The sequence below is a fragment of the Luedemannella helvata genome (genome assembly GCF_039528415.1).
GTDB lineage: Bacteria > Actinomycetota > Actinomycetes > Mycobacteriales > Micromonosporaceae > Luedemannella > Luedemannella helvata.
This window is the reverse complement of record NZ_BAAALS010000019.1, coordinates 83,384-109,348: the sequence shown is the minus strand read 5'-3', so window position 1 is coordinate 109,348 and position 25,965 is coordinate 83,384. Positions and strand designations below refer to the sequence as shown.

Below are 25,965 nucleotides of genomic sequence, written 5' to 3'. Positions count from 1 at the left end.
GTCTACCGGGAGGGCCGCTCCGGGTCCCGGGCGCTGCGGGTCGCGTCCGCCGCCGCGTCGGCCGCCTCGGCGGCGGCCTCCCGGGCCCCCTTGGCCGGCCCCTCCGGGCTCGCCGGCGGCGGGACGGCGAGGCCGTCGTCGCCCGGATCGGCGCGGTCGTGCGCCATGCCCCCCTGGGCTCCGTGACGGTGCGCCGCGAGGACCCGCACGGCGGTGTTGAGGACCGCGACCAGCGGCACGGCGACCAGCGCGCCGATGATGCCGGCCACGACGCCACCCATCGCGATGGCGACGATGACGGCGAGCGGGTGGATGGAGACCGCGCGACCCATGATCAACGGCTGCAGGACGTGGCCCTCCAGCTGTTGCACCAGGATCACCGAACCGAGCACGAGCAGCGCGGTGACCCAGCCGTTCGTGACCAGGGCGACCAGGCTCGCCACCGCGCCCGAGATCGTGGCACCGATGACCGGGATGAACGAGCCGAGGAAGACCAGCGCGGCCAGCGGCAGCCAGAAGTCCACCCGCAGGATCACCAGCGCGAGGCCGATGCCGACCGCGTCGATGAAGGCGACCAGCACGGTGGCGCGCACATAGGACACGAGCGTGCGCCACGACTCGTCGGCCGCGTGGGCCATGGGTTCACGCGCGCGCGACGGCAGCAGACCGATGAGGAAACCCGTGATCGACCGGCCGTCCCGCATGAAGAAGAAGGTCGAGAACAGCACCAGGAACACGCCGGTGAGCACGTGCAGGATCGTGGTCGCCGTGCTCAGCGCGCCGCTGGTGAGCGTGTCCTTGTTGTTGGTGAGCCACTTCTGCACCTCGTCGAAGAAGCTGTTGAGCTGCTGGTCGGTCAGGTGCAGGAAGCCGGTCTGCAGCCAGGTCTGAATGCGGCTGATGGCCTGCGCGGTGTTCTCCGACAGCTTCGGGAAGCCGTTGATGAACTGCGTGATGACCATCGTCAGCACGCCGGCGACGGCCGCGATGCCGGTGACCAGGGCGATCGCGGTTGCCAGCGACCGCTGCACCCCCATGCGGCGAAGCGAGTCGACGAACGGGGCGAGCAGGGCCGACAGCAGCAGCGAGATGGCCAACGGTATGACCACGAGCTGCAGGCGCGCGACCAGGTAGAGCAGCACCGCCGTGGCGAGGATGAGCACGAGCAGGCGCCAGGCCCAGCCGGCCGCGATGCGCAGCCCGTGCGGCACCTCGCTGTCGTCGCGGCCGACCACCTCGATCGTGGTCTGGCCGTTCTCGTCGGCGCGGGCCTGGGCGAGCGCCGACTCACCGCGCGCGAGGATCGCGTACTCCGTGGCCTGTTGGGCACTCGCCGAGGCCTGCGCCGCACGGATGGACTCCCGGCGCGCCTCCACGGCCTGCCGTACCCCAGCGCGCCACTGCGCGAAACGTCCCACGCGTCACCTCCTGCAGACCGGACACCGCCTTAATACCGTAGCGGCGGCGCGCCCGTCAGCCCTGTTATCCGGAACCCCGCGCGGACCTGACTTGCCCGGGAGGTAGCTTGGCAAACGTGACCGACACGGATCTCGACACCGGCCTGCCGATCCGGCTGCTGCACGACCGGGTACTCGTACGCCAGGACGGCAGCGAGGGCGAGCGTCGCTCGTCGGCGGGCATCGTGATCCCGGCGACGGCCTCGGTGGGCCGGCGGCTGTCCTGGGCGACCGCCGTGGGGGTCGGCCCGCACGTGCGCACGATCGTCACCGGCGACCGGGTGCTGTTCGACCCGGAGGACCGCGCCGAGGTGGAGCTGCAGGGCAAGGACTTCATCCTGCTGCGCGAGCGCGACGTGCACGCCGTCGCCGCCCGCCGCGTCGAGCAGGACGGCACGGGCCTCTACCTCTGAGCGAGGAACGGCACGGGTACGACCGGCAGCGGCGGCGCGTCGACCGGGCGCGGCACCCCGTCGGGGAACACCACGTGATAGCGCTGCCCGTCCCAGCGGGCCGGCGGGGTCATCGGGTCGCGGCGGGTGAACACCTGCCGGTACGCCTCGATGGCGGACAGCAGCGCGCGCTCCTCCTCCAGCGCGACCTCGATCTCTTCGGGCTTACGCCGCAGCCCACGGTCGAGCCCGTCGCGGACGAGCGCGAGCCGGGTCGCGGCGAACTGGTAGCCACGCATCGCGGCGGCGCCCGCGTCACCGGCCACCCGGCGTGCCCAGGCCCGCGCCGAGAGCCGGCGCCCGAGGGTGCCCAGCGCGATGACCTCGGGCGGTGAGAACCAGCCGGCGGCCGCGTACGCGGGCAGGACGCGTTCGGTGAGCCGACCCTCCCAGGACCGCACCCAGATCACGATGCCGGTCACCGTGAGGAAGATCGGCATGAAGACCGAGAAGTACCCGTAGAGGACGTAGTACGCGTCGTCCTGAGCGAGCGTGGCCATCAGGTTCCACGCGGCGTGCAGACCCATGGCCAGCAGTAACCCGACACACGGTGCGAGCACGCGCACCCGCCGGTCGGCCGACCGCGCGGCGATGCCCAGCCCGATGCCGACCATGGCCGTGAACAGCGGATGCCCGAAGCCGCTGAACAGCACCCGGCCGATGAACATCGCCTCCACCGCCAGCGCCCCACCGGCGACCCCGCCCTCCGCGGCGCCCGAGGCGTAGCCGTACCCGCCCAGGTAAAGGATGTTCTCCACCATGGCGAAGCCGGTCGCCGACAGTCCACAGAAGACGATGCCGTCGGTGACGCCGGAGAACCGCCGCCGCGCGAGAAACAGCAGCGCGATCGGGAAGGCGGCCTTCATCAGCTCCTCGATGACCGGGGCGACCAGCACCCCGACCAGCTCGTCCGCGACGCCCCACCGCTCGAACGCCCACGCGGCCGACGTGTTGACCAGCAGCGCGACCCCGGTGGCGACGAACGCGCCCCACAGGAAGCAGAGCAGCAGCAGCTGCACCGGTTCCGGGTCGTACCGGTCCAACCACAGAAAACAGCTCACCAGTACGGGCACCGGCAGCATCGCGGCCGCCACGCCCACCGCGAGCGCGACCGGCCCGATCCGGTTGCCCACATAGCCGAGCAGCACCACGCCACAGATCGCGATGAAGGCGATGAAGAGCCCGAGCCACAGGCCACGCCGCCGCTCGAGCAGCCGGGGACGCGGCGGCGCCGGCAGGGCGGGCCGGGGGTCCGCCCCGGCGGCCTGCACCGCGACGGCCTGCGGCGCGGCGGGCGGCGCCGGCTGGGCGGCGGGGTCCGGCGGCAGCGACATGCCCGCCAGCCTAACCGGGCACCGGACGCCGGGGCAGGCGCGTGATCGGCGCCGCCCGCCGGATCAGCCGATCGGCCTCCTTGTGCGCCACGCCGGTCGCCTCCAGCAGGTCGGCGGCGGCGTTGCGGATCGTGGCGACGACCGCGTTGCCGGACAGGTCCAGGTGCTGCAGGTACGCGGAGCCGCCGTACCGGACCGCGGACAGCGCGTGCTGGCGGGTCGCCTCCGGCTCGACCCCGTCCGCGAGGTCACGGCGCAGCGCGCTCACCCCCTCGGCCAGTTCGCGAATGGCGGCCACCAGCTCCGGCGGGGCCGGCTCGTCATCGTCGATGAGGAAGGCGACCCGGCGGGCCATCACCCGGGCGTTGCGCCACACCCGGTCGACATGCACGGCCGCCTCGACGTACTGCGCGAGTTCGCTACGCGAGCGCCACCGCACCGGGGCCAGCGTGACCGTCTCCCGGCCCACCGGCAGCACGTCGCGGAAATGCGCCTGGTCCGCCTCCCCCTCGCGCAGGTCGTCCAGCGCGTCCAGCGCCCAGTTGGCCTCCCGGTGGCCGAGCGCCTCGTAGATGCGCATGAGCGCCCCGCTCAGCGTCCGCATCGCCGGGTCGGCGGCCCGGGCGACCGCGCGCAACGGGTTCAGCGGCAGCAGGACGGTCACCACGACGATGCCGACCGCGCCCCCGATGAGCGCGTCGAAGAACCGCGAGAAGTACACCCCGGTCGAGGGCGGGGCCAGCGTGGCGACGAGGACGGCCGACGACGCGGCCTGGCTCATCATCATGGCGCCACCGCCCAGATAGACCGCCGCGACGATCGCCAGGAGGACCGCCAGGCCCAGCTGCACCGGACCGACGCCGACGACGAGGATGAGGATGTCGCCGAGCGCGATGCCCAGCGCGACGCCGAACACCAGCTCCAGCGCGCGCCGCACCCGCGCGCCGATGAGCGTACCGATGACGATCAGGGCCGCGATCGGCGCGAAGAACGGCTGGTAGTGGTGCAGCAGGTCGGCCGAGATCCACCAGGCCAGCGCGGCGGCCATGGCGCCCTGGGCGGCGACGAGCAGGTTCGCCCGCACACGCCGGCGCCGGTCGCGCAGGGTGCGCTTCGACGTCTCCGTGATCCGCGCGAGGTCGGGCATGGCCCACGCTAACCACGTTCCGGTGCCATGCAGGACAAAAACGGCTTATTGCCGGCCACCGCGTCAGACCCGCGTACGGTCAGGCCGCCTCGGCCAGCAGGTCGCCGCCCGTGGCCACCCGGGCGAGCACGTCGGCCGGCCCGAGCGGCGCCAACCGGCCGGACTCGACCTCGTCCCAGGTCAGCGGCGCGGACACGGCCGGAGTGTCGCCGGCCCGCAGCGAGTACGGCGCGACGGTCGTCTTCGCGGCCGCGTTCTGGCTCCAGTCGAAGAAGACCTTGCCGGCGCGCAGGTTCCTGGCCATCCGGGAGACGACCAGCTCCGGCAGGGCACGCTCCAGGTCCTCGGCGACAGTTTTCGCGTACCCGTTGATCTCCTCGGACCCCGACGTGCCCGGCAGCCGGCAGACCAGCTGCATGCCCTTCTTCCCGGAGGTCTTCGGCACGGCCGCCAGCCCGTCGAGCGCGAAGCGCTCGCGGGCGGCGACGGCGACCAGCCCGCACTCGGCCAGGCCGGTGCCGGGGCCCGGGTCGAGATCGGCCACGAGCAGGTCCGGCGGGCGCGGGTCGCCGTCGGCGGACACCCGCCACTGCGGGGTATGCAGCTCGATCGCGGCGAGGTTCGCCAGCCAGACGAGCGTGGCGACGTCGTCGACCACGACGAAGTCGATCGTCTCCCGCGACCGGGTGGAGCCGGGCACGGGCAGGGTCACCGTGCGCACCCAGTCGGGCGTCCCGGCGGGGGCGTTCTTCTCGAAGAAGCCCTGCGCGGCGACGCCGTTCGGATAGCGGATGCGGGTCAGGGGGCGGCCCCTGAGATAGGGCAGGAGCACCGGCGCCACCCGGACGTAGTAGTCGATCATCTCGCCCTTGGTGAACCCGGTCCGGGGATAGAGCACCTTGTCGAGATTCGACAGCTCCAGCTCCCGGCCGTCGACCCGGACGAGCACGCGGTCACCCGGCATCGGCGTCTCCCGTCTCCGCGGGCGTCTTGTCCGGGCGGATGCGGACGAACCTCGGGAAGCGCAGCCGCCCGTCCGGGGTGAGCTGCCCGTAGCGCACCTCGACGACCAGCTCGGGACGCACGAACGTGGCCCCCTTGGCGTCCTCGCGGGGCAGCGGCGTCGCGAACGGCGCCTCGGCGGCGACCAGCGGCCGCAGGCTGTCGAGCAGCAGCCGCTGCGCGGCGCCGGAGATGCCGCCGCCGACCCGGCCCCGGTAGTCGAGCCGGCCATCCGGCCGGGCCACGCCGACCAGCAGCGCGCCGAGCGGGCGCACGCCCGGCCGCCAGCCGCCCACCACCACGTCGATCGTGTGCTCGCGCTTGACCTTGATCCAGTCGCCCGTCCGCTGGCCCGCGAAGTAGGGCGCCGCCAGCCGCTTGGCGACGACGCCCTCCAGGGCGAGATCGTGGGCGGCGGCCAGGGTGGCCGGGCCGTCGTCGAAGCTCGGCGGGACGAGCCACCGGTCGTACCCGTCGAGCGGCAGCGAGTCGAGCAGGTCGCGACGGCGGGCGTAGCTCGCGCCCGTCAGGTCGGCGCCGTTCCAGCGCAGCACGTCGAAGATCATGTAGGTGACCGGGAGGGCGGCGGCCAGCGCGGCGGCCTTCGTCGTGTCCCGTACGTGCATGCGCTCGGCCAGGGCCGTGAAGCTGGGCCGGCCGTCCGCCCCGAGCGCGACGATCTCCCCGTCGAGCAGGGCGTCGCCACCAGCCCCGGCCTCGGCGGCGACGGCCCCCAGCCGCCGCAGCTCCGGGTAGGCGAGGGTGATCTCGGCGCCCGAGCGGGCGAACAGGGCGAAGCGGTCGCCGTCGCAGCGGGCCAGGGCGCGCACCCCGTCCCACTTGAACTCGTACGCCCAGCCCGGGCCCCGCGGCAGCTCCCCGGTCATGGCGAGCATGGGCGCGGGCACGGAGCCGGGCACCCGCTCGGGATGCCCGGGCCTGGCGCGTGCCGATCCGGCCACCCCACCAGCCTAAATGATCAATACCGTACGGGTACGACCCCCTTGTCCTGGGTATCTGGCGTGGGATGCTGGTAATTCGAGCCGGCAGCTCGCCGCGCGGCGCGGCGGGGAGGGGGCACAAATGCGGGCGATCTGGAAGGGTGCGGTCTCGTTCGGTCTGGTGTCGATCGCCGTACGCCTGTACTCGGCGACCGAGGAGAAGGACATCCGGTTCCACCAGGTGCACCGCTCCGACGGTGGCCGGATCCGCTACCGGCGGGTGTGCGAGCTCGACGGCGAAGAGGTCAAGTACGACGAGATCGCCAAGGGGTACGACCTGGGCGGCGGCGAGCTGGTCGTGCTGACAGACGAGGACTTCGCCGACCTGCCCCTGAGCACCAGCCGGGCGATCGACGTGCTGGAGTTCGTGCCGTCGGACCAGATCGACCCGATGCTCTACGCCAAGGCCTACTACCTGGAGCCCGACAAGGTGGCCACCAAGCCGTACGTGCTGCTGCGCGAGGCGCTGGCCGAGTCGGACCGGGTCGCGATCGTGAAGGTGGCGCTGCGCCAGCGCGAGCAGCTGGCCACCCTGCGCGTCCGCGACGATGTGCTCGTCCTCAACACGATGCTGTGGCCCGACGAGGTGCGCACGCCGGAATTCGGCTTCCTCGACGAGGGCATCAAGGTCCGCTCGCAGGAACTGGCCATGGCGACCTCGCTCATCGACTCGATGACGGGCGACTTCAGCCCGGACGAGTACACGGACGACTACCGCGAGGCGCTGCAGCAGGTCATCGAGGCGAAGGTGAGCGGCAAGGAGGTCGTCGCCCCGCCGGCCACAGAGGAGGCCCCGAGCGGCGCGATCGATCTCATGGCGGCGCTGCGCGCCTCCGTGGACCGGGCGAAGGCCGCCCGCGCGGGCGGCGAGGCGCCCGAGCACGAGCCGGTCGAGCCGACGCCGATCACCTCGGCCCGCTCAGCGAAGGCGGCTCCGGCGAAGGAGCCCCCGGCGAAGGAGACCCCGGCGAAGAAGGCGACGCCCGCCAAGAAGACGCCCGCGAAGAAGGCGACGAAGGCGACCGGCGCGGAGCCGGCGGCCAAGAAGGCGGCGGCGAAGTCCACCACCGCGAAGAAGGCCACGGCGGCCAAGAAGACCGCCTCGACGAAGTCGACCGCGAAGAAGGCGCCCGCGAAGGCCCGCCGGACGGCCTAACGCCAGGTCTCGCGGTAGTTGACGATCCGGCCGTCGCTCAGCATGTAGATCGCCGTGCACTCCGCGGCCACGAAGCCGCCGCCCGCGGCGGGCATCGCGGCGGTCACCCACGCGCCGACCTGCACGAGGCTGCCCGTGAAGTGGCAGGCGACCCGGTCGCCCTCCGCGCTGGCGAAGATCACGTCGACGCCGTAGAGGTGGCGCTCGTTGAACGCGGCCCAGAACATCCAGGCCCGTTCCTGCAGGGAGTCATCGGCGACGGTCTCGCGCAGGGCGGCCTCGTCCCCGCCGAACAGCGCGTCCTCGACATAGCGGCGGACGATCGCGCACGCCTGGTCCGTGAGCGAGCCACTGGTCACTTCCGTCATCGCGGTCCCCCTTAGCCGGCTCTGCTCCCTTCATAGCAAACGAGCCAGGCCGGCAACGAACACTTCGTCAGCGCGAGGGAACCCCCACGGGCACGTGGCAGCCCGCCAGGTGGTCGTCCACCATGCCGGTGGCCTGCATCAACGCGTACGCCGTTGTCGGGCCCACGAAGCGGAACCCGGCCTTGCGCAGGGCCTTGGCCATCGCGGTGGACTCGGGCGTGACGGCCGGGACCGCCGCCCCGGTGGCCGGGCGGCCGTCGGGGCGCGGCGGCGGGGCGAACGACCACAGCAGCTCGGTCAGCCCGTCCGGCAGGTCGGCCGCCGCGCGCGCGTTCGCGATCGCGGCCTCGATCTTGGCCCGGTTGCGGACGATGCCCGCGTCGGCGAGCAGCCGGGCCACGTCCCCGTCGTCGTACCGCGCCACCTTGGCGATCTCGAACTGGTCGAACGCCGTCCGGAAGGCGGGCCGCTTGCGCAGGATGGTGATCCAGGACAGGCCCGACTGGAACGCCTCCAGCGTCAGCCGCTCGAAGAGGGCGTCGTCCGTGCGGACCGGCTGACCCCACTCCGTGTCGTGGTAGGTCACGTAGTCGGGCGTGCTAGCGCCCCAGGGGCAGCGGGCCAGGCCATCGGCGCCCGTCACGAGGTCCGTCATGGTCCCCAGGCTACGACCCGGCTCCGACACGGCCGGCGTTGTCCACAGGCCGGCCGGTCGTCCACAGATCGGCCCGTCAGGGTAGCGCGCCGGACTCCACGAGCTTCGCGAACCGGCCGAGCGCCACCCGCAGGCTCAGCTTGGACCCGGGCCACAGCAGCGGCCGTGCCACCTGGCCGAGCACGCCCGCCGGCAGGTGGAACCACTCGTGCATGACCACCTGCGTACGCCCGCCGGCCAGCGGCGTGCACCGCATCACGCCCGGCCCACGCAGCACCTTGCCGAAGTGGACCACCCGCACCTCGTACGGCGGATCGAGGTGGTCGACGAGCAGCTCGTCGCGCAGCACCGCCGGTCCGACCGTGGTGACGGCCTCCACGTGGCTGCCGACGCCGCCGTCCCCCTCGACGAGGCGGACAGTGGTGAACGGCAGCCACTCCCCCTGCCGTTCCCAGGTGACGAAGGCGGCGAACACGCGCTCGGCCGGGGCCGCCACGATCACCTGCGCGGTGACCTCGCCGACGCCGGGCGCGCCCGGATCGGTCGGGCGGTCAGGCACGCGCCGTCCGGGGCCCCACCGGCTGCGCGTCGTCCGCCGCGCTCCCGCCGGCCGCCGCGCTCTCCGCGGCCTCGGCGCTCTCCGAGGCCTCCGCGCTCTCCTCCGCGGCCTGGGCCGCCTCCGCCTCGGCCTCGGCCGTCTCGGCCTCGGTCACCGCCGCGTCGGCCAGCTCGATCTCCGCGGGCTCGGTCTCGTCGCCCGCCGGGGCCGGCTCGCCGCCGGCCTCGACCGGAACGGCGTAGCCGCGATCCACGCCGGCGAGCGCGTTCTCGCGCGCCTTGCGCATCAGCTCGGCGTCCTCGGCGCGGCCCTCCCGCAGCGCGCTGATCTCCGCCTCGAGAACGGAGATCATCTCGTCCTTGTACCCGATGTCGTACGCGGCCCGCCGCAGCGCCCGGTCGACCTGGGCCATCCGGTAGCCCCGCAGCGCGGTGTCGAAGCGCACCTCGGCGAGGTCGTCCTCGACCAGCGGGCGGTCGGCGGGCAGCGGCAACGCGTAGTCGGCCTCGGCGGGAACGAGGCCGGGGTCGTCGCCCGACAGCAGAGCGAGCACGCCGAAGATGAGCGCGCCGACCACGAGCGCGATAACGAGGACGAGGACCAGGGAACCCATAGCTGCGATCGTGGCACGCTGGCGGCATGCAAGCTAGCCGGGCACCACAAGAACCCCAAACTGGACAGGCTGACCTGCGCCTCGGCGGTCGCGTCTTCGCCCCGCACGAGCGCATTGTCATGGCGATCGTGAACCGTACCCCGGACTCCTTCTTCGACCAGGGTGCAACTTTCGCCGAGGAGGCGGCGCTGCGGGCGGTCGACGCGGCCGTCGAGGCGGGCGCCGACATCATTGACATCGGCGGGGTGAAGGCCGGCCCGGGCACTGAGGTGGACGTCGCGGAGGAGCTGCGCCGCACGATCTCGACCGTGGCGGCCGTGCGCGCCCGGCACCCCCGGGTGATCATCTCGATCGACACGTGGCGCGCCGAGGTGGCCACCGAGGCCGTCGCGGCCGGTGCGGACCTGCTCAACGACACGTGGGCCGGGGCCGACCCCCGGCTGGCGGAGGTGGCCGCCGCGACGGGGGCGGGCCTGGTCTGCTCGCACGCGGGCGGTCTCACCCCGCGCACGAGGCCCCACCGGGTGGCCTTCGACGACGTCGTGGCCGATGTGATCGCGACGGTCACCGCCCTGGCGGACAGGGCCGTCAATGCCGGGGTACGCCGCGACGGCATCCTGATCGACCCCGCGCACGACTTCGGCAAGAACACCCGGCACTCGCTGGAGCTGACCCGCCGCCTCGACGCCATGGTGGCCACCGGCTGGCCGGTGCTGGTCGCCCTGTCGAACAAGGACTTCATCGGCGAGTCGTTGAACGTGCCCGTGGCCGAGCGACTGTCCGGGACGCTGGCGGCCACGGCGGTCTCCGCCTGGCTGGGGGCGCGGGTGTTCCGCGCGCACCAGGTCCGCGAGACCCGCCAGGTGCTCGACATGGTGGCCGCGATCCGGGGCGAGCAGCCGCCGGCCGTGGCGCGCCGTGGCCTAGCGTGAGCGTTTCGTCGCGGATCCGAAACTTACGCCGGGCCACTCAGTCGAACGCGATGACCAACTCCACGACCGCCGGGCCGTCCCACCGCAGGAACATGTTGCCCGTGCCGCCCTCGTCCCACTCGAACGAGGCCCGCACGGCGTCGCCGCCGATCTCCTCCATCGAGGTCAGGGCCATCGTGTCCAGCGGCGGCTGGGTGACGTACGCGTCGACGATGGCGGTGCGACCCCGGAACGGCCCGACCGGCACCCCGTCGAAGCGCAGCACCGCGTCGTCCGCGAAGCCCTTGCCGAACTGGGCGAAGTCGCCGGTGCGCACGGCTTCGTTGAACTGTTCGACATGGTGTTCGAGAAGGCTCCGAAGGTCTGGCTCAGCCATGGCCGGGAGGCTAGTCGACCCGCTCGATAACGTCGAGTGCGCCATCCACCGTTGAGACAACGCGAAGCAGACTCATGGCTGAGATGCCGATAAAACGCTCCCGGGCGACGCCCTCCAGCCAACCCATCAGACCGGTATAGAAGCCGTCCGCGTCCAGCAGCACGATCGGCTTGTCGTGCAGGCCCAGGATGCCCAGGGTCCACACCTCAAAAAGCTCATCCAGCGTGCCCAGCCCGCCCGGCAACACGAGGAACGCGTCCGACCGGTCGATCATGACGGTCTTGCGGGCCGCCATGCCCTCCGTGACCACGAGTTCGTCGGCCGACGTGTCGGCGACCTCCAGGTCCACCAGCGACTGCGGGATCACGCCGACCGTGTGGCCGCCACCCGCCCGGGCCGCGGTCGCCACCGCGCCCATCATGCCGACCCGGCCGCCGCCCGAGACCAGGGTGTGCCCGCGGCCCGCCAACTCGGCGCCGACCGCTGCGGCCAGCTCCAGCCATCGCGGCTCCAACACCGTCGAGGATCCGCAGAACACGCATATCGCCGCCATTCAGACCTCTCTCCGCTGCGCGTCCGCACGCCAGGCGGCGTCGCTGGCCCGCGCGGCCTCCCGCGCCTGCGCCGCCGCCTGCTCGGCCGCCGCCAGCGCCGCGTCCGACTCCACGATGTGCCGCACGGCCTCGTCCACGTTGTCGGTGACGCACACGAGGTCGAGGTCCTCCGGGCTGATCTTGCCCTCGGCCACCATCGTCGTCCGGATCCAATCGAGAAGACCACCCCAGTACGCAGCGCCGAGCAGCACCACCGGGAAGCGCGTGACCTTGCCCGTCTGCACGAGGGTGAGCGCCTCGAACATCTCGTCCAGCGTGCCGAACCCGCCCGGCAGCACCACGAACGCGTGCGCGTACTTGACGAACATGGTCTTGCGCACGAAGAAGTACCGGAAGTCGATGCCCAGGTCGACCCACTGGTTGAGGCCCTGCTCGAAGGGCAGCTCGATACCCAGCCCCACGGACAGCCCGCCGGCCTCGACCGCGCCGCGGTTCGCCGCCGCCATCACACCCGGCCCGCCGCCGGTGATCACCGCGTAGCCGGCGCGCGCGAGAGCGCCGCCCAGCTCCTCCGCGAGGACACACTCGGGGCTGTCCGGCTTGGACCGGGCCGATCCGAAGACGCTCACGGCCTGTGGAAGATCCGCGAGCGTGTCGAAACCCTCGACGAACTCCGACAGGATCCGCAGGGCACGCCAGGCGTCCTTCTGCTTCCAGTCGGCCCGCCCCTTCGAGTCCAGAAGCCACTGGTCAGCGGTGGTGTCCTGCATCGCGTCACGGCGCATGGTGACCGGTCCACGGTGCCGTTCCGGCCCGGCCGCGGTCTGCTGCCCGTCGTCCGCCCGGTTCCCGCTATTTGTAAAGGCCATGGCGCCACCGTAACGAAAGCGCAACGCTGTCTGGAATCGGGAACGATCCGGGAGACGCTGACGTCATCACAGATGAGCTTCTCCCGGCGAGACGAGAAGGCAGGCGATCAACGGACGAAGCACACCGCACCGACGGCACGATCAATCATTCCCACCCCGACCGGGTGGCAAGTGGGGGAGGTCACGGGTGACCCGCAACGAAATCGCCCGACGGCGGCGCCAGATGCACCGGCGCATCCGCGAGCTCGTCGCGATCCGGCGAGCTGGCGTGTCCTACGCCGCGGCACTGGCCCAGGCGGCACTTCCGGCCGCTGCCACCTCCACTGTGGAGTCCGCACGCACCGCCCCGCAGGCGGCCCCGGCCATCGCCGCGACGCCGGTCGCGGTGGCCCGCCCCCTCGGCGGCCAGCGCCGCCGCCCGCACGCCCAGGTGCCGCCCCCGCGTGAGGCCAAGCCCACAGCGGCCCGCCGCCGCCCCCGCGCGAGCACCCCGCCCCCGCCCGCCTGCCCCTGACCGGACCTGTCGGCACCGGGGACGGTCGGGTCAGTCCGCTGGCGTCGTGAGCCAGCGACGCAACGTTTCCGCGCCCGCCCGGATCTTCGGGATCTCGACATGCTCGTCGCGCTTGTGGGCGAAGTTCGGGTCACCGGGGCCGAAGTTCAGCGCCGGGATGCCCATGGCCGCGAACCGGGACACGTCCGTCCAACCCAGCTTGGCGACCGGCGCCTCCCCGACCACGTCGAGGAACTGGCGGGCGGCGGGCCGGTCGAGACCCGGCAGGGCGCCGGGCGCCGAGTCGGTGACCTCCAGCTCGTACCCCTGAAAGACCTCGCGGAGGTGGGCGAGCGCGTCGGCCTCGCCGCGGTCGGGTGCGAAGCGGAAGTTGACCTCGATCTCGCACCGGTCCGGAATGACATTGGAGGCGACCCCGCCCGCGATGCGTACGGCGTTGAGGCCCTCCCGGTACGCGCAGCCGTCGATCGTCACCTGGCGCGCCTGGTAGGCCGACAGGCGCCGCAGCACCTCGCCCGCGTCGTGGATCGCGTTGTGGCCGTGCCAGGAGCGGGCCGCGTGCGCCCGGGTGCCGTGGGTACGCACGATCACCCGCATGGTTCCCTGGCAGCCGGCCTCGACCAGCCCGTGGGTGGGTTCGAGCAGGATGGCGAACGAGCCGTCGAGCCAGTCGGGCTGCTGCTGGCTGACCTTGAACAGTCCGTTGCGCTCCGACTCGACCTCCTCGCAGTCGTAGAACAGGTACGTGACGTCGAAGGCCGGCTCGGCCACGGTCGCGGCCAGGTGCAGCGCGATGGCCGAGCCGGACTTCATGTCGGAGGTGCCGCAGCCGTACATGAGGTCACCCGCGATCGTGGCCGGCAGGTTGTCGGCGATGGGCACGGTGTCCAGGTGCCCGGCCAGGATCACCCGGCTGGGCCGGCCCAGGTCGGTGCGCGCGCAGACGACGTTGCCCAGCCGGGACACGCTCAGCCGGCCGGCGGCCAGCAGCGCCGCCTCGACGGCATCGGTGATCTCCTGCTCGTCGCCGGAGACGGATTCGATGTCGACCAGCGCGCGGGTCAACGCGACCGGATCGGCCAGGATTTCCGGGGTCAGCACGGCAGCCATGACCATGGACCCTACCCGCCCTCGCGCCGCGGGACCCGGTAGCGTAACCGCCGTGCAGCCCGAGAACTTCACGGAGAGCCCGGCGTGGGGCTACGGCCTCGCCACCGTCACCGAGTCCGGGCAGGTGCTCGACACCTGGTTCCCGACCGGCTCCTTCGGCCTGGGCGAATCGCCCGCCGACGCCGCCAAGCCGGCCGACGCCGTCGAGGTCGTCATCGGCTCGCTGGCCGACCCGCCCAAGGACGCGTCCGACGTCTACCTGCGCCTGCACCTGCTGTCAGCGCGCCTCGTGCGCCCGCACACCGTCAACCTCGACGGCATCTTCGGCCTGCTCGCCAACGTCGCGTGGACCTCGGCCGGCCCGTGCCTGCCCGAGGCCGTCTCCGACCTGCAACTGGCCGAGCGCCGCGCGGGTCGCCGCCTCGTGGTGTACGGCATCGACAAGTTCCCCCGCATGGTCGACTACGTGGCGCCGAGCGGGGTCCGCATCGCCGACGCCGACCGGGTCCGCCTCGGCGCGCACCTGGCCGCCGGCACCACGGTCATGCACGAGGGCTTCGTGAACTTCAACGCCGGCACGCTGGGCACCTCCATGGTGGAGGGGCGCATCTCGGCCGGCGTGGTCGTCGGCGACGGCTCGGACGTCGGCGGCGGTTCGTCCATCATGGGCACCCTGTCGGGCGGCGGCAAGGAGCGCATCGTCGTGGGCGAGCGCTGCCTCATCGGCGCCAACGCCGGCATCGGCATCTCGCTGGGCGACGACTGCGTGGTGGAGGCCGGCGTCTACATCACGACCGGCTCGAAGCTGACCCTTCCCGACGGCCGCGTCGTCAAGGCCCGCGAGCTGTCCGGGGCCAGCGGCCTGCTGTTCTGGCGCAACTCGGTCACCGGGGCGCTGGAGGTGCGCCCCCGCAAGGGCACCGGCATCGAGCTGAACGCCGCCCTGCACGCCAACCAGTAACGGCTACCGCAGGCGCGCGGCGACGGCCCCGATCCGCTCGTCGGTCGCCGTCAGCGCGAAGCGCACGTGCCGCTCGCCGGCCGGACCGTAGAAGGACCCGGGGCTGGCGATGATGCCGCGCTCGGCGAGCCAGTCCACGGTGGTCCAGCAGTCCTCGTCGCGGGTCGCCCACAGGTAGAGGCCGGCCTCCGAATCGTCGATGCGCAGCCCGGCGCCCGTGAGCGCGGCGCGCAGCACCTCGCGGCGGGCGGCGTACCGCTGCCGCTGCTCCTCCGCGTGGGCGGCGTCGCCCAGCGCGGCGATCATGGCGGCCTGGACGGGGGCGGGCATGATCATGCCGAGGTGGCGGCGCAGGGCGAGCAGCTCCCCCACGATGGCCGGGTCGCCGGCGACGAACCCGGCCCGGTACCCGGCGAGGTTGGAGCGCTTGGACAGCGAGTGCACCGCGACGATGCCCTCGACCGGGCCCCCGCACACGACCGGGTCGAGCGCGGACACCGGCGCGGCGCCGCCCGGGTAGGTCAGTTCCAGGTAGCACTCGTCGCTGGCCACGACCGCGCCGTGCGCCCGCGCCCAGGCGATGACCGCGGCGAGCTCCTCCGGGGGCGCCACGCGGCCGTTCGGGTTGCCGGGCGAGTTGACCCAGACGAGCCCGACCGGGCCCTCGATCGCGGCGAGCTGCGCCGGGGTGTCGGCGCGCGCCACGGCCGCCCCGACCATCCGGGCGCCGACCTCGTACGTGGGGTAGCAGACCGACGGGATCGCCACCGTGTCGCCCGGCCCGAGGCCGAGCAGGGTGGGCAGCCAGCCGACCAGCTCCTTGGACCCGATCGTGGGCAGCACGGCGACATTGTCGTCCGCGCGGCAGCGCCGGGTCACGTACTCCTGGATCGCCGCGCGCAGGGCCGGCGTACCCGCGGTGAGCGGGTAGCCGGGGGCGTCCGAGGCCGCGGCGAGCGCGTCACGGATGACCGCGGGGACCGGGTCGACCGGGGTGCCGATGGACAGATCGATCAGGCCGTCGGGGTGTGCCGACGCCCGCGCCTTGGCGGGCGTCAGCAGATCCCACGGAAAATCGGGCAGCGTGGCGGAGCGAGCGGCCACGGCGCCGGTCAGTGCTCGCGCGGCGGTTGACTCGCCACGAACGAGGCGTCCTTGTCCACCTTGCCGAGCTTCGAGGCGCCGCCGGGCGAACCGAGGTCCTCGAAGAACTCGTAGTTGGCGCCCGTGTAGTCGCGCCACTGCTCGGGGACATCGTCCTCGTAGAAGATCGCTTCGACCGGGCAGACCGGCTCGCACGCACCGCAGTCGACGCACTCGTCGGGGTGGATGTAGAGCATCCGGTTGCCCTCGTAGATGCAGTCGACCGGGCACTCCTCGATGCACGCCTTGTCCAGCACGTCGACGCACGGCTCGGCGATGATGTAGGTCACCGGTGTTCCTCTCCACAGCGACTTCCCGCCGCATGATTCTGCGGCCCGACCAAGCCTAGTATCCGTCTGCGTGGGCGTGACATCCGGGAGGCACCGTTGATCTCATCCGCCGACCTGGGCGCCCGGGTCGTGGTCCGGCTGCGGGTGGGCCTGGGCCCGACCGGCCGGCCGGCCTTCACCGACCTCACGGGCGAGCTGGTGGCCATCGACGCCGAGCGCCTCGTGGTGCGTACGGAGGACGGCCGCGCGCACGCGCACGCCCTCCGGGAGGTGGCGGCCGCCAAGCCGATCCCGCCCCGACCGCCGAAGTACTCCGAGATCGCGGCCGTCGAATGGGCCTCGGCGAGCACCTGGCGGGCACCGGTCCAGGAGCGGCTCGGCGACTGGCTGCTGCGCGCCGCCGACGGCTGGACGGCCCGGGGCAACTCGGCGCTGCCGCTCGGCGACCCGGGCCTGCCGCTGGCCGCCGCCGTGGACCGCGTGACGGCCTGGTACGCCGGCCGCGGGCTGCGCCCCGGCATCAGCGTGCCGATGCCGGTCTGCCGGGCCGTCCTGGACGAACTGCTGGCCCGCGGCTGGGAGGCCTGGCCGACCACCCTCGTGCAGACCGCGTCCCTGGACACGGTGCTGGCCACGGCACCCGCCCGGGCCGACCTGCCGGCCGTGTCGCTCCACCCGGCGCCGTCGCCGGCCTGGCTGGCGGCCGTCGCCGGCCGCAAGGGCAGCCTGCCGGCCGCCGCGCACCGCCTGCTCACCGGGGCAGCCGGGGTCCGCTTCGCGGAGGTGTACGACGGGACGGAACTTGCCGCGCTCGCGCGCGGCGCCCTGTCGACGGACGGCGAGTGGCTCGTGTTCTCCCTCGTGGAGGTGAGCGAGGCGCACCGCCGGCGCGGGCTGGCCCAGCACGTGGCGCGGGCCCTCGCGCAGTGGGCCGTGGCGCAGGGCGCGCGTCGGGCCGCGCTGCAGGTACTCGAGGAGAACGTGGCGGCGCTGAGCCTCTACGCGCGGCTCGGCTTCACCACACACCACCCGTACGTGACGCTGACGGCGCCCGTCAGCCCTTGACGACGCGGCGCGGGCGCGACGAGTAGCCCTGCGCGTACCGCTGGAGGCCGCGGCCGCGCCAGTCGCGGCCGAGCGCCACGACGGCGAGGTAGCCGAGCAGCCCGCCGACCGCGGTGATGGCCAGGAAGAGCAGCACCTGCCCGAGGAAGAAGCCCAGCCCGCTGGCGAACGGAGCGGCGCCACCGACCAACGGGCCGACGAGCGACGTGAGCAGCGCGCCCACGATGCCCGCGGCGCCCAGGTCGGCCACCACCCGGCCCACCGGGTGTCGCACGCTCCACCAGGCTGCCGCCCCGATCATGACCACGGAGCTGGCGGCGATCGCGATGAGGCCGAGCTTCGTCTGCGCGCCGGCATCGGCGATGTCGGCCATGCGGGACACGAGCCGGGCCGCGGCATTGATGACAAACAGCGCGCCGGTGAGCACGCCGATGGGCACCCAACGGTTCTTCATGGCCCGGGATGGTAATCCCACGGCCACCGCCCCGTCGATGCCCCGGCCGGCTTCTCCCGGCATTTTCGCAGCGCACACCCAGCGGACTCAGTCGCAGATGAAGTGCGGCTCGGCGTCGTACTTCCAGGAGAACTTCTCCCGGGACACGACCTCGCCGCCGCGCTTGATGACCCGCCAGGCGTCCTGCGCGAAGCCGATGCCGCCCGTGGTGGGCACGCAGCCGTCGCCCTTGAGGTGCACGGTCCGCGGCTGCGTCACGCCCAGGCGGGGGCCCCACTCCGTGGTGACGCTGTCGTTGACCTTGGTGCTCCACATCGTCACGGTCACCGAGTCGCTTGTCGTCGTCGTGTCGATGAGCACCCCGTACGGGGTGTTGTTGCGGAACTTCATGTCCAGCGTCGGGTAGTAGATCGTCGACTCGATCACGGACGGGTACCGCGAGATGTAGTAGCTGTGCGGCTTGTGGAACACGTCCTCGAGCCCGGCGTAGTACGCGGCGTTGAACAGCGTCGTGGTGAACTGCGAGATGCCGCCGCCGACCGCCTTGACCAGCTTGCCGTCGAGGATCACCGGGGCGTCGATGTAGCCCTGGGCGTACGAGCGCTCGCCCGTGTAGCCGTTGAGCGAGAACGTCTCGCCCGGCTTGAGCACGGCGCCGTCGACCTCCTTGGCCACCTGGATGATGTTGTGGTTGCGGCCCTCGCCACCGGAGAAGTGGGTGGTGAAGGTCGAGACCTTCTCCTTGATGCCCAGCGCCGCGAGGTCGGACGCGGTCGTCTTGGCGGCGACCTCCGTGACGGCGGCGGCGACGGTGCGCCCGCTGCTCCTGCCCAGCACCCCGAGCAGGTCCGTCGCGAGCCGCTTCGTGTCGATCAGCCGGCCGCCCTGGCTGGCCACGATCCTGACCGTACCGTCGGAGAGGCGCACGGTGGCGTCCTGCGGCTCGACCTCGACCTCGGCCAGTACGTCCCCGAGCGCCGCGCGCAGCTTCGACTCCGACACCGTCGGCGTGATCTTGCCGGTCTTGTCGGGGGTGAACTCGAGGCTCCTGGCGATCGCCTGGCGGCTGACCGTGAACGCGCCATCGTTCGTGGTGACCGTCACCGGCGCCGCGACGGCGGGGCGGGCCAGGTCCGCGAGCAGGGCGTCGACCTCGTCGGCGGTGGTCTTCGGGTACACATCCGTCAGCGGCAGGCTGATCTCGGCCTGACGCAGCCAGCCCGCCGACAGGGCGGCCGCGGCCCCGTCCTGGTCCAGGCCCTGGCCGGCGACCGGGTACGTCGCCCTGGGCGTGAGCCCCGAGTACGTGATCTTCGGCAGGGTCATCGCGTGGCCGGCCTTCTTGACCGTACCGGCGACCGCGCCCGCCAGCTTGGTGGCGTCCACGCTCACGACCGGCTCCACATCGCGACCGGTGAGCAACTTGATCGGGTTCGGCCCGGCCTTCGCGGCCTCAGCGGCGGTCGCCTCGGCGTCGAGCGCGAGATTGACCTGCTGCGGGTCGACCGTGGTGGTGCGGTCGCCGACGCGTACGGTCACCGGGCTCTGCACCCGGTCGCCGAGCCCGGCGGCGAGCGCCATCGCGGCGTCCTTGGTGCTGCGACCGCCGATGTCGATGCCGAGGACCCGCGTGTGCAACGGCACCTGGTCCTTGACGTCCACGGCGGTCAGGACGCCGGCGGCGACGGCCAACCCGGCGAGCGCGGCGACGCCGGCAAAGACCGGCCTGGGCATACCGAGGATCCGGCGCCGCTTGCGCCCGGCGGGCGGGGCCGGCGGCGCGACGGCCGGGACCACCCGCGTCGGCTCGTCGATCACGCGCATCGTGACGGTGGGCTGGTCGCCCACGATGGGCAACGACATGGTGGGCTCGTCGGCGCCTTCGGGAAGCTGGCGGTGGGACGTCGGCTCGGTCACGACGGACTTGCACCAATCTGCCGGGGTCAGAACTCATACGAGGGTATGCGGCAATTCTCCGTATCCCCAGGCGACGATCCGAGATGCGATATGGCTAATACTCAGCCGCACTTAAATCACCCGAAAAGACATATACCAGTCGACGCTGCGACCCTCACGTGGCGAGATGACCGCGGTTCAGCGGATCTTGGGGGCAAACCCTACGCATAGGTGGACTTCGGCCCCAAGATCGCCGGTCGTGATCCGACACCGGCCCGCTCCAGGGCCAGCGGTCAGAACGTGCGGCGCGGGGGGATCAGGGCCCGGTAACAGAACACGGCGACCACGATGGGACCGAGGAACAGATAGAGGACCGCGACCCAGTGCTGGGACAGCACGATGTCGCCCTCCGTCCGCCGGTTCGCGAACGGGAAGGTCGTCACCACCCAGGCCACACCGACCATGATCACCGGCAGGACGCCGCCGGCGACGTACCGGGCGAACATCATGATGGCGGCCGGCGCCACGATCGCGATCACCAGCGCGATGGGCACGATGACGCCGCCGACGCGGAACGGGGTGAGGAACGCCCCGACGATCGCCATCAGCACGGAGGCGGCGACCGCCACGGCCGTACCGGCGATGCGCACCGTCCCGACCAGCCAGCGGGGCGGCGGCAGCTTCTCCTCCGTGGCGGGCGGCTGCGAATCGCCCGACTTCGCGGCCGGCGCGGCCTTCGCGGCCGGAGCGGCCTTCGCGGCCGGAGCGGCCTTCGCGGCCGGCACAGCCTTCGCGGCCGGTTCAGCCTTCGTGGGCGGCGCGGCGGCCGGCGCGGGCGGCTCGGCAGCCGGCGTGGACTTCGCGGCCGGGCGCTTCCCGGCCGAGGGCCTCGCGGCGCCGCCCCGGCGGGGCGGGGGCGTCACGCCGGCTCTCCCAGGTCGTCGAGGCCGGCGAACAGATCACTCTCCCAGCCATGCTTGCCGGAGCCGGGGCCCTTCTGCCCCACTGCCAGCGTGTAGTGCTCCACGCCGACGAACTCGCCGCCGAAGTTGCCGGCGATCGAGAACAGCCAGGAGGTGGGCGGGATCTGGGTGGCGTGTGCCCGGACGGCCGCGAGCTTGGCGTCCGCGTGGTCGGTGCCGTCGATCTCGGCGGAGATCTGATCGTCGGGGGTGCCGAACGGCAGGTCGTCGACGTGCTCGATCTCCGCGAACGGGTTGTCGGAGCTGCCGGCGAAGTGGGCCATGCCGGCCTCCATGACGCTGCGTGGCATGGCCGACCAGTAGATCTTGGCGGGGCCGATGCCCTCGTCGGCGGCCAGCTCGGCGGCGCGCATGGTCACCCGGTGCGCCTGGATGTGGTCGGGGTGCCCGTAGAAGCCGTTGTCGTCGTAGGTCACGACGACCTGCGGGCGTACCTCCCGCATGATCTCCAACAGTTGGTGCGCCGCGACCTCGAGGTCGGCGCCCCAGAACGCCCGGGGGTGCTTGTTGGTCTCCAGCCCCATCATGCCGGAGTCGCGGTAGCGGCCGGCCCCGCCCAGGAAGCGGTGGTCGGTCACGCCCAGCGCGGCGCAGGCGGCGGCCAGTTCCGCGATGCGGTAGCCGCCGAGCTGGTCGGCCTCGGCGGCGGCGAGCCCGGCCAGCGAGGGCACGTGGATCTCGCCCTCCTCGCCGGCCGTGCAGGTGACGAGGGTGACGAGGGCCCCGGAGGCCGCGTAGTGCGCCATCGTGGCGCCGGTCGCGATCGTCTCGTCGTCCGGGTGGGCGTGGACGAACATGATGCGGCGGGCGGGGAGAGCGGCGGTCACCCGAGCCACTGTACGCGCGCCCCCGCGCCGGAAACTGATACGACCGGTGAACGTCGAAACGGTGGCGCGGCGGGAGTTCACGGACGACGATCTCCACATGGACTTTCCCGAGCTCGCCACCCGTACCCGGACATTCTCGGCCGGTGCGCCGCGGGCGGTGACCGTCTCCGCGGACGGTGACCGGGTCGTCTTTCTCCGCTCCGCGGGCACGCAGGACCCGGTCGACCAGCTCTGGGTGTACGACGTGCCGGCGGGCGCGGAGCGGCTGGTCCACGCGCCGCCGGGCGACATCGGCATCGACGACTACGCCACCGACTCCGCCGGCCGGCTCGCGGCCTTCACGGTGGGCGGGCGGCTGATCACCGCCGACCTCACCACGGGCGAGGTCGCCGAACACCCGGCCGACGGGCCCGTCAGCGACGCCCGGCCCGACCCGACCGGCGAACGCGTCGGCTACCTGGTCGCGGGTGCGCTGCGCATCCGGGACCTGTCCGGGGGCGAGGACATGCTGCTCGCCGGGGAGGCCGGCAACGACGCGGTCACCTGGGGCTCGGCGGAGCGGGTCGCGGGCGAGTTCGGTCGCCGGCGCGGTTACTGGTGGTCGCCCGACGGCCGGTACGTGCTGGCCGCGCGGGTGGACACCAGCCGGGTACGCAAGCTCGTCACGCACGACCCGAACGACCCGCAGGCGCCGCCCGGGGAGCTGGCCCTGCCCCTGGCCGGCGAGGCGAACGCGCAGGTCACGCTGCACCTGCTCGACCTCGACGGCGGCTGGGTCGACGTGCACTGGGACCGCGAGACGTACCCCTACCTCGTGGCCGTGTCGTGGACCGAGGCCGGCGGCCCGCTGATCACGGTGCTGCGCCGGCTGCAGCAGCACGGCCTCGTGCTGGCGATCGACCCGCGCACCGGCGAGACCCAGGTGCACGCGGAGCTGGCCGACCCCCGGTGGGTCTCCCCCGTGCCGGGCACCCCGTGCCACCTGCCGGACGGGCGGGTGCTCATCGGCGGCGAGCTGGCCCACGACGGGTACGACGCGCGCTGCCTGTTCGCGGACGGCACCCTGCTCACCCCGCCGTCGCTGTACGTGCGCCGGGTCTGCGGGCGCCTGCACACCCGGGACGGCGTGGTCGATCGGGCCGAGGCCGACCTGCTGGTGGAGGGGAGCGACACCGACCCGGCCGAGCAGCACCTGTTCCGGGTGCTCGCCCACACGGGCTCGACCGGCCTGGAGGTGCAGCGCCTGACGACCGCGCCGGGCTGGCACACGGGCGCGGTCGGCGGCGACACGGTCGTGGTCGGCACCCGCTCGCTGGACCACCCGGGCACCCACTGGACGATCTACGCGGGCGGCGAGCGGCGGGGCGAGCTGCGCTCCCACGCGGCCGCCCCGCCGTCCGCGCCACGCCCCACCCTGGAGCGGATCACCGACCGTCGCCTGCCCGCGGCGGTGCTCTACCCCCGCGCCCACGTGGCGGGCCGCCGCCTGCCCGTGCTGCTGGACATCGACGGCGCGCCGGGCGGCCAGCAGGTGGTCGCGGACCGGGCCGCGTGGGTGGTGCGGCAGTGGTGGGCCGACGCCGGGTTCGCGGTGGTCGTCGTCGACAACCGGGGTACCCCCGGGGTGGCGCCGTCGTTCGAGAAGGTGGTGCACCGGCGGGTGGCGGACGTCGTGCTCGCCGACCAGGTGGACGGCCTGTACGCGCTCGCCGAGAAACACCCGGACCTGGATCTGGGCCGGCTCGCGGTGCGCGGGTGGGGGTTCGGCGGCTGGCTGGCGGCGCTGGCGGTCCTGCGCCGGCCGGACGTGTTCCACTGCGGGATCGCGGGCACGCCGATCGTCGACTGGCAGCTGTCGCCGAGCGCGTACGCCGAGCGCTACCTGGGCCTGCCCGCCGACGCGGCGGACGTGTACGCCCACCACGGGCTGCTGGAGTCGGCCGCGGAGCCGCCGGTACGCCCGGGCGAGGCACGGCCGCTGCTCATCGTGGCGGACCTGGCCGATACCCGGCTGCTGCCGGCGCACGCGCTGCGGCTGTCGGCGGCGCTGCTGGCCGCGGGCCGGCCCCACGCGGTGCTGCCGCTCGCGGGGGCGCCCCGGACGGCCGCGCTGCGGCTGGAGCTGGACTTCGTCCAGCGACACCTGCCGTGACGGCTCAGCGAACGGCGCCGATCTCCGGGAAGTGGCACGCCGACAGCGAGCCGTTCTCCTTGGTCGTGAGCGGCGGCTCCTGCTCGGCGCACACGTCCTGGGCCTTCCAGCAGCGGGTACGGAACCGGCAGCCGGACGGCGGGTCGATCGGCGTGGGCACGTCGCCCTCAAGGCGGATGCGGCCGGTGGCGGCGCCGAGCTTGGTCACGTCCGGCACGGCGGACAGCAGCGCCCGCGTGTACGGGTGCGCCGGCCGCTCGTAGATCTCGTCGCGCGTACCCACCTCGACGATCTTGCCGAGGTACATGACGGCGATGCGCTCGCAGAAGTGGCGCACCACGGCCAGGTCGTGGGCGATGAACACGAACGCCAGGTTCAGCTCCCGCTGCAGGTCGCGCAGCAGGTTGATGACCTGGGCCTGGATCGAGACGTCGAGCGCCGACACCGGCTCGTCCGCGATGATGATCTTCGGCTTGAGGGCGAGCGCGCGGGCGATGCCGATGCGCTGGCGCTGGCCGCCGGAGAACTCGTGCGGGTACCGGTTGTAGTGCTCAGGGTTGAGGCCGACGAGCTCCAGCAGCTCCTGGACGCGCTTCTTCACGCCGCCCGGCGGCTTGATGCCGTTGACGGTCATCGGCATGGCCACGATGCGGCCGACCGTGTGCCGGGGGTTCAGCGACGAGTACGGGTCCTGGAAGATGATCTGCATGTCCTGGCGCAGCGGGCGCAACGCGCCCCGGCCCAGGTGCGAGATGTCCTTGCCCTCGAACGTGATCGTGCCGCTGGTGGGTTCGAGCAGCCGGACGAGCAGCCGCCCGGTGGTCGTCTTGCCGCAGCCGGACTCGCCCACGAGACCGAGGCTCTCGCCGGGGGCCACCTCGAAGCTGAGCCCGTCAACCGCGCGTACGTACTGCTTGGCGCCGAAGAGCCCGCCGCGCACCGGAAAGTGCTTGGTGAGGTTCTCCACGCGCAGCAGCGGCTCGCCGGTCGCCCGGCGGGCGGCCGTGGCCTGCTGCGGAATGATCAGGTCGCTCATCGTGCCACTCCCACCGAGGCGATGTCGTTCTCGTACGTCTCCTTGCGCTGCCGCTCGGGCAGGTGGCAGGCGACCGTGTGCCCCGGCTCGTTGCTGAGCGCGAGCGGCAGCAGCTGCGGCACCTCGGTGTCGCAGGGGCCCGGGTCGAGCATCGCGTAGCGGCAGCGCGGGTTGAAGGGACAGCCCGGCGGCACGTTGATGAGGCTGGGCGGGTTGCCCTTGATGGGCAGCAGGTCCTCCTCGGCGTTGCCGTGCAGCGACGGCACGCTGGAGAGCAGACCCCAGGTGTACGGGTGCTGCGGGCCGCGCAGCACCTGCTCGGCGGTGCCGAACTCGGCGACCCGGCCGGCGTACATGACCAGCACCTCGTCGGCGACCTGGCTCACCACGCCGAGGTCGTGCGTGATGATGATGATCGCGGAGTTGAACTCGCGCTGCAGGTCCTCCAGCAGGTCGAGGATCTGCGCCTGGACCGTGACGTCCAGCGCCGTGGTGGGCTCGTCCGCGATGAGCAGGTCCGGGTCGTTGATCAGCGACATCGCGATCATCGCACGCTGCCGCATGCCGCCGGAGAACTCGTGCGCGTACTGGTCGAAGCGCTTGTCCGGCTTCGGGATGCCGACGCGGTCGAGTATCTCGATGGCCCGCTTCTTGGCCTGCGCCTTGGATACTTTGTGGTGGACCCGGTAGGCCTCCACGATCTGATGACCCACCGTGTAGAAGGGGTGCAGCGCGGACAGCGGGTCCTGGAAGATCATGGCCATGTCGCGGCCACGGCGGCGACGCACCTGCTCGTCGTTGAGGGCCAGCAGGTCCTCGCCGCCGAGCAGGATCTGCCCCTCGACCTTGGTCCGCTTGCGGTTGTGCAGGCCCATGATGGACAGGCTGGTCACACTCTTGCCCGAGCCGGACTCGCCGACGATGCCGAGTGTGCGCCCGCGCGCGACGGAGAAGGAGACCCCGTCGACGGCACGCACGACGCCGTCCTCGGTCGGGAAGCTCACCCGCAGGTCCTTGACCTGCAGGTACGGGTCGGTAGTGGTGGTCTGCGGCGCCATG

At 72.7% G+C, this 25,965-nt stretch carries 28 protein-coding genes; 7 read left to right on the top strand and 21 right to left on the bottom strand.

What is annotated here, in order from left to right:
- Positions 1-2: 2 nt before the first annotated feature.
- Positions 3-1,418: an AI-2E family transporter gene (locus ABD191_RS19415; RefSeq protein ID WP_344083776.1), complete on the bottom strand. Its 1,416-nt coding sequence runs from the start codon at positions 1,416-1,418 to the stop codon at positions 3-5.
- A 116-nt stretch (positions 1,419-1,534) separates the two neighbouring features.
- On the opposite strand from ABD191_RS19415, the gene ABD191_RS19410 reads away from it, so the two are divergent.
- The gene (locus tag ABD191_RS19410; protein ID WP_425560768.1) at positions 1,535-1,870 is read left to right on the top strand and encodes a GroES family chaperonin; all 336 of its coding nucleotides are present in this window, start codon (positions 1,535-1,537) and stop codon (positions 1,868-1,870) included.
- Here the strand turns inward: ABD191_RS19410 and ABD191_RS19405 are convergent.
- From ABD191_RS19405 to ligD (ABD191_RS19390), 4 genes are all read right to left on the bottom strand, one after another.
- Entirely contained in the window at positions 1,861-3,243 is a 1,383-nt protein-coding gene (locus tag ABD191_RS19405; RefSeq protein ID WP_344083770.1) for a PrsW family intramembrane metalloprotease, read from the bottom strand. The genes ABD191_RS19410 and ABD191_RS19405 overlap by 10 nt on opposite strands.
- 10 nt (positions 3,244-3,253) lie before the next feature.
- Positions 3,254-4,390, bottom strand: coding sequence for an FUSC family protein (locus tag ABD191_RS19400; RefSeq protein ID WP_344083767.1), 1,137 nt, complete (start codon positions 4,388-4,390; stop codon positions 3,254-3,256).
- Between the two features lie 79 nt (positions 4,391-4,469).
- Positions 4,470-5,354 (bottom strand): non-homologous end-joining DNA ligase, encoded by an 885-nt coding sequence (gene ligD, locus ABD191_RS19395; protein WP_344083765.1) that lies wholly within the window; start codon positions 5,352-5,354, stop codon positions 4,470-4,472.
- Positions 5,344-6,312 (bottom strand): non-homologous end-joining DNA ligase, encoded by a 969-nt coding sequence (gene ligD / locus ABD191_RS19390; RefSeq protein WP_344083806.1) that lies wholly within the window; start codon positions 6,310-6,312, stop codon positions 5,344-5,346. Before ligD (ABD191_RS19390) ends, ligD (ABD191_RS19395) begins: the two co-directional genes overlap by 11 nt.
- Before the next feature lie 163 nt (positions 6,313-6,475).
- On the opposite strand from ligD (ABD191_RS19390), the gene ku reads away from it, so the two are divergent.
- On the top strand, positions 6,476-7,549 hold the full coding sequence (gene ku, locus ABD191_RS19385) for a non-homologous end joining protein Ku (protein WP_344083762.1): 1,074 nt from the start codon (positions 6,476-6,478) through the stop codon (positions 7,547-7,549).
- Here the strand turns inward: ku and ABD191_RS19380 are convergent.
- The 4 genes from ABD191_RS19380 to ABD191_RS19365 form a co-directional block, all read right to left on the bottom strand.
- Positions 7,546-7,917, bottom strand: coding sequence for a hypothetical protein (locus ABD191_RS19380; protein ID WP_344083759.1), 372 nt, complete (start codon positions 7,915-7,917; stop codon positions 7,546-7,548). The genes ku and ABD191_RS19380 overlap by 4 nt on opposite strands.
- A 67-nt stretch (positions 7,918-7,984) precedes the next feature.
- The gene (locus ABD191_RS19375; RefSeq protein WP_344083756.1) at positions 7,985-8,572 is read right to left on the bottom strand and encodes a DNA-3-methyladenine glycosylase I; all 588 of its coding nucleotides are present in this window, start codon (positions 8,570-8,572) and stop codon (positions 7,985-7,987) included.
- A 76-nt stretch (positions 8,573-8,648) separates the two neighbouring features.
- A complete protein-coding gene (locus ABD191_RS19370) occupies positions 8,649-9,131 on the bottom strand; it encodes an SRPBCC family protein (protein ID WP_344083753.1) in 483 nt (160 codons plus the stop codon).
- Positions 9,124-9,744 (bottom strand): DivIVA domain-containing protein, encoded by a 621-nt coding sequence (locus tag ABD191_RS19365; protein WP_344083750.1) that lies wholly within the window; start codon positions 9,742-9,744, stop codon positions 9,124-9,126. Before ABD191_RS19365 ends, ABD191_RS19370 begins: the two co-directional genes overlap by 8 nt.
- 26 nt (positions 9,745-9,770) lie before the next feature.
- On the opposite strand from ABD191_RS19365, the gene folP reads away from it, so the two are divergent.
- Positions 9,771-10,676 (top strand): dihydropteroate synthase, encoded by a 906-nt coding sequence (gene folP / locus ABD191_RS19360; protein ID WP_344083747.1) that lies wholly within the window; start codon positions 9,771-9,773, stop codon positions 10,674-10,676.
- Between the two features lie 37 nt (positions 10,677-10,713).
- On the opposite strand, the gene ABD191_RS19355 is transcribed toward folP, so the two are convergent.
- Genes ABD191_RS19355 through ABD191_RS19345 form a run of 3 tightly spaced genes read right to left on the bottom strand, consistent with a single transcriptional unit; the run spans position 10,714 to position 12,475 of the window.
- A complete protein-coding gene (locus tag ABD191_RS19355) occupies positions 10,714-11,052 on the bottom strand; it encodes a nuclear transport factor 2 family protein (protein ID WP_344083744.1) in 339 nt (112 codons plus the stop codon).
- Positions 11,053-11,062: 10 nt separating this feature from the next.
- The gene (locus tag ABD191_RS19350; protein ID WP_344083741.1) at positions 11,063-11,605 is read right to left on the bottom strand and encodes an LOG family protein; all 543 of its coding nucleotides are present in this window, start codon (positions 11,603-11,605) and stop codon (positions 11,063-11,065) included.
- On the bottom strand, positions 11,606-12,475 hold the full coding sequence (locus ABD191_RS19345) for an LOG family protein (RefSeq protein WP_344083738.1): 870 nt from the start codon (positions 12,473-12,475) through the stop codon (positions 11,606-11,608).
- Positions 12,476-12,662: 187 nt separating this feature from the next.
- Between ABD191_RS19345 and ABD191_RS19340 the strand changes: the two genes are divergently transcribed.
- Positions 12,663-12,989 (top strand): hypothetical protein, encoded by a 327-nt coding sequence (locus ABD191_RS19340; protein ID WP_344083735.1) that lies wholly within the window; start codon positions 12,663-12,665, stop codon positions 12,987-12,989.
- A gap of 30 nt (positions 12,990-13,019) precedes the next feature.
- Here ABD191_RS19340 and dapE read toward each other — a convergent pair whose 3' ends face one another.
- Positions 13,020-14,099, bottom strand: coding sequence for a succinyl-diaminopimelate desuccinylase (dapE, locus tag ABD191_RS19335; RefSeq protein WP_344083732.1), 1,080 nt, complete (start codon positions 14,097-14,099; stop codon positions 13,020-13,022).
- Positions 14,100-14,151: 52 nt separating this feature from the next.
- Here dapE and ABD191_RS19330 point away from each other — a divergent pair, with 52 nt between their 5' ends.
- Positions 14,152-15,060: a DapH/DapD/GlmU-related protein gene (locus tag ABD191_RS19330; RefSeq protein WP_344083729.1), complete on the top strand. Its 909-nt coding sequence runs from the start codon at positions 14,152-14,154 to the stop codon at positions 15,058-15,060.
- 3 nt (positions 15,061-15,063) lie between these two features.
- Here ABD191_RS19330 and dapC read toward each other — a convergent pair whose 3' ends face one another.
- Positions 15,064-16,164 carry a succinyldiaminopimelate transaminase gene (gene dapC / locus ABD191_RS19325; protein ID WP_344083726.1) on the bottom strand — a complete coding sequence of 367 codons (1,101 nt, stop codon included), beginning with the start codon at positions 16,162-16,164 and terminating at the stop codon, positions 15,064-15,066.
- 8 nt (positions 16,165-16,172) lie between these two features.
- On the bottom strand, positions 16,173-16,493 hold the full coding sequence (gene fdxA, locus ABD191_RS19320) for a ferredoxin (protein WP_344083723.1): 321 nt from the start codon (positions 16,491-16,493) through the stop codon (positions 16,173-16,175).
- 96 nt (positions 16,494-16,589) lie between these two features.
- Here fdxA and ABD191_RS19315 point away from each other — a divergent pair, with 96 nt between their 5' ends.
- A complete protein-coding gene (locus ABD191_RS19315) occupies positions 16,590-17,558 on the top strand; it encodes a GNAT family N-acetyltransferase (protein WP_344083720.1) in 969 nt (322 codons plus the stop codon).
- Here the strand turns inward: ABD191_RS19315 and ABD191_RS19310 are convergent.
- The 4 genes from ABD191_RS19310 to mshB all read right to left on the bottom strand — a co-directional run bounded on the left by ABD191_RS19310 (position 17,548) and on the right by mshB (position 21,688).
- Positions 17,548-18,012 carry a hypothetical protein gene (locus ABD191_RS19310; protein WP_344083717.1) on the bottom strand — a complete coding sequence of 155 codons (465 nt, stop codon included), beginning with the start codon at positions 18,010-18,012 and terminating at the stop codon, positions 17,548-17,550. The genes ABD191_RS19315 and ABD191_RS19310 overlap by 11 nt on opposite strands.
- A gap of 87 nt (positions 18,013-18,099) precedes the next feature.
- Positions 18,100-19,875 (bottom strand): VanW family protein, encoded by a 1,776-nt coding sequence (locus ABD191_RS19305; RefSeq protein WP_425560773.1) that lies wholly within the window; start codon positions 19,873-19,875, stop codon positions 18,100-18,102.
- Between the two features lie 326 nt (positions 19,876-20,201).
- Entirely contained in the window at positions 20,202-20,831 is a 630-nt protein-coding gene (locus tag ABD191_RS19300) for a DUF6113 family protein (RefSeq protein WP_344083711.1), read from the bottom strand.
- The gene (gene mshB, locus ABD191_RS19295; protein ID WP_425560772.1) at positions 20,828-21,688 is read right to left on the bottom strand and encodes an N-acetyl-1-D-myo-inositol-2-amino-2-deoxy-alpha-D-glucopyranoside deacetylase; all 861 of its coding nucleotides are present in this window, start codon (positions 21,686-21,688) and stop codon (positions 20,828-20,830) included. Before mshB ends, ABD191_RS19300 begins: the two co-directional genes overlap by 4 nt.
- Before the next feature lie 127 nt (positions 21,689-21,815).
- On the opposite strand from mshB, the gene ABD191_RS19290 reads away from it, so the two are divergent.
- Positions 21,816-23,870, top strand: a complete 2,055-nt coding sequence (locus ABD191_RS19290; protein ID WP_344083803.1) for a prolyl oligopeptidase family serine peptidase — start codon at positions 21,816-21,818, stop codon at positions 23,868-23,870.
- A gap of 4 nt (positions 23,871-23,874) precedes the next feature.
- Here the strand turns inward: ABD191_RS19290 and ABD191_RS19285 are convergent, their stop codons facing one another.
- Both ABD191_RS19285 and ABD191_RS19280 read right to left on the bottom strand, forming a co-directional pair.
- Positions 23,875-24,906: an ABC transporter ATP-binding protein gene (locus ABD191_RS19285; RefSeq protein ID WP_344083705.1), complete on the bottom strand. Its 1,032-nt coding sequence runs from the start codon at positions 24,904-24,906 to the stop codon at positions 23,875-23,877.
- Positions 24,903-25,964: an ABC transporter ATP-binding protein gene (locus ABD191_RS19280; protein ID WP_344083702.1), complete on the bottom strand. Its 1,062-nt coding sequence runs from the start codon at positions 25,962-25,964 to the stop codon at positions 24,903-24,905. The genes ABD191_RS19285 and ABD191_RS19280 overlap by 4 nt, the downstream gene beginning before the upstream one ends.
- Position 25,965 lies beyond the last annotated feature (1 nt).

Excerpts from the sequence above, each read along its gene's own strand:
- ligD (WP_344083765.1), bottom strand. The coding sequence starts at position 5,354 with ATGCCGGGTGACCGCGTGCTCGTCCGGGTCGACGGCCGGGAGCTGGAG.
- ABD191_RS19280 (WP_344083702.1), bottom strand. The coding sequence starts at position 25,964 with ATGGCGCCGCAGACCACCACTACCGACCCGTACCTGCAGGTCAAGGAC.
- ABD191_RS19380 (WP_344083759.1), bottom strand. The coding sequence starts at position 7,917 with ATGACGGAAGTGACCAGTGGCTCGCTCACGGACCAGGCGTGCGCGATC.
- ABD191_RS19310 (WP_344083717.1), bottom strand. The coding sequence starts at position 18,012 with ATGAAGAACCGTTGGGTGCCCATCGGCGTGCTCACCGGCGCGCTGTTT.
- ABD191_RS19285 (WP_344083705.1), bottom strand. The coding sequence starts at position 24,906 with ATGAGCGACCTGATCATTCCGCAGCAGGCCACGGCCGCCCGCCGGGCG.
- ku (WP_344083762.1), top strand. The coding sequence starts at position 6,476 with ATGCGGGCGATCTGGAAGGGTGCGGTCTCGTTCGGTCTGGTGTCGATC.
- mshB (WP_425560772.1), bottom strand. The coding sequence starts at position 21,688 with ATGTTCGTCCACGCCCACCCGGACGACGAGACGATCGCGACCGGCGCC.
- ABD191_RS19365 (WP_344083750.1), bottom strand. The coding sequence starts at position 9,744 with ATGGGTTCCCTGGTCCTCGTCCTCGTTATCGCGCTCGTGGTCGGCGCG.
- ABD191_RS19355 (WP_344083744.1), bottom strand. The coding sequence starts at position 11,052 with ATGGCTGAGCCAGACCTTCGGAGCCTTCTCGAACACCATGTCGAACAG.
- ABD191_RS19405 (WP_344083770.1), bottom strand. The coding sequence starts at position 3,243 with ATGTCGCTGCCGCCGGACCCCGCCGCCCAGCCGGCGCCGCCCGCCGCG.
- ABD191_RS19350 (WP_344083741.1), bottom strand. The coding sequence starts at position 11,605 with ATGGCGGCGATATGCGTGTTCTGCGGATCCTCGACGGTGTTGGAGCCG.
- ABD191_RS19375 (WP_344083756.1), bottom strand. The coding sequence starts at position 8,572 with ATGACGGACCTCGTGACGGGCGCCGATGGCCTGGCCCGCTGCCCCTGG.
- dapE (WP_344083732.1), bottom strand. The coding sequence starts at position 14,099 with ATGGCTGCCGTGCTGACCCCGGAAATCCTGGCCGATCCGGTCGCGTTG.
- ABD191_RS19305 (WP_425560773.1), bottom strand. The coding sequence starts at position 19,875 with ATGTCGTTGCCCATCGTGGGCGACCAGCCCACCGTCACGATGCGCGTG.
- folP (WP_344083747.1), top strand. The coding sequence starts at position 9,771 with ATGCAAGCTAGCCGGGCACCACAAGAACCCCAAACTGGACAGGCTGAC.
- ABD191_RS19400 (WP_344083767.1), bottom strand. The coding sequence starts at position 4,390 with ATGCCCGACCTCGCGCGGATCACGGAGACGTCGAAGCGCACCCTGCGC.
- ABD191_RS19345 (WP_344083738.1), bottom strand. The coding sequence starts at position 12,475 with ATGGCCTTTACAAATAGCGGGAACCGGGCGGACGACGGGCAGCAGACC.
- ABD191_RS19290 (WP_344083803.1), top strand. The coding sequence starts at position 21,816 with ATGGACTTTCCCGAGCTCGCCACCCGTACCCGGACATTCTCGGCCGGT.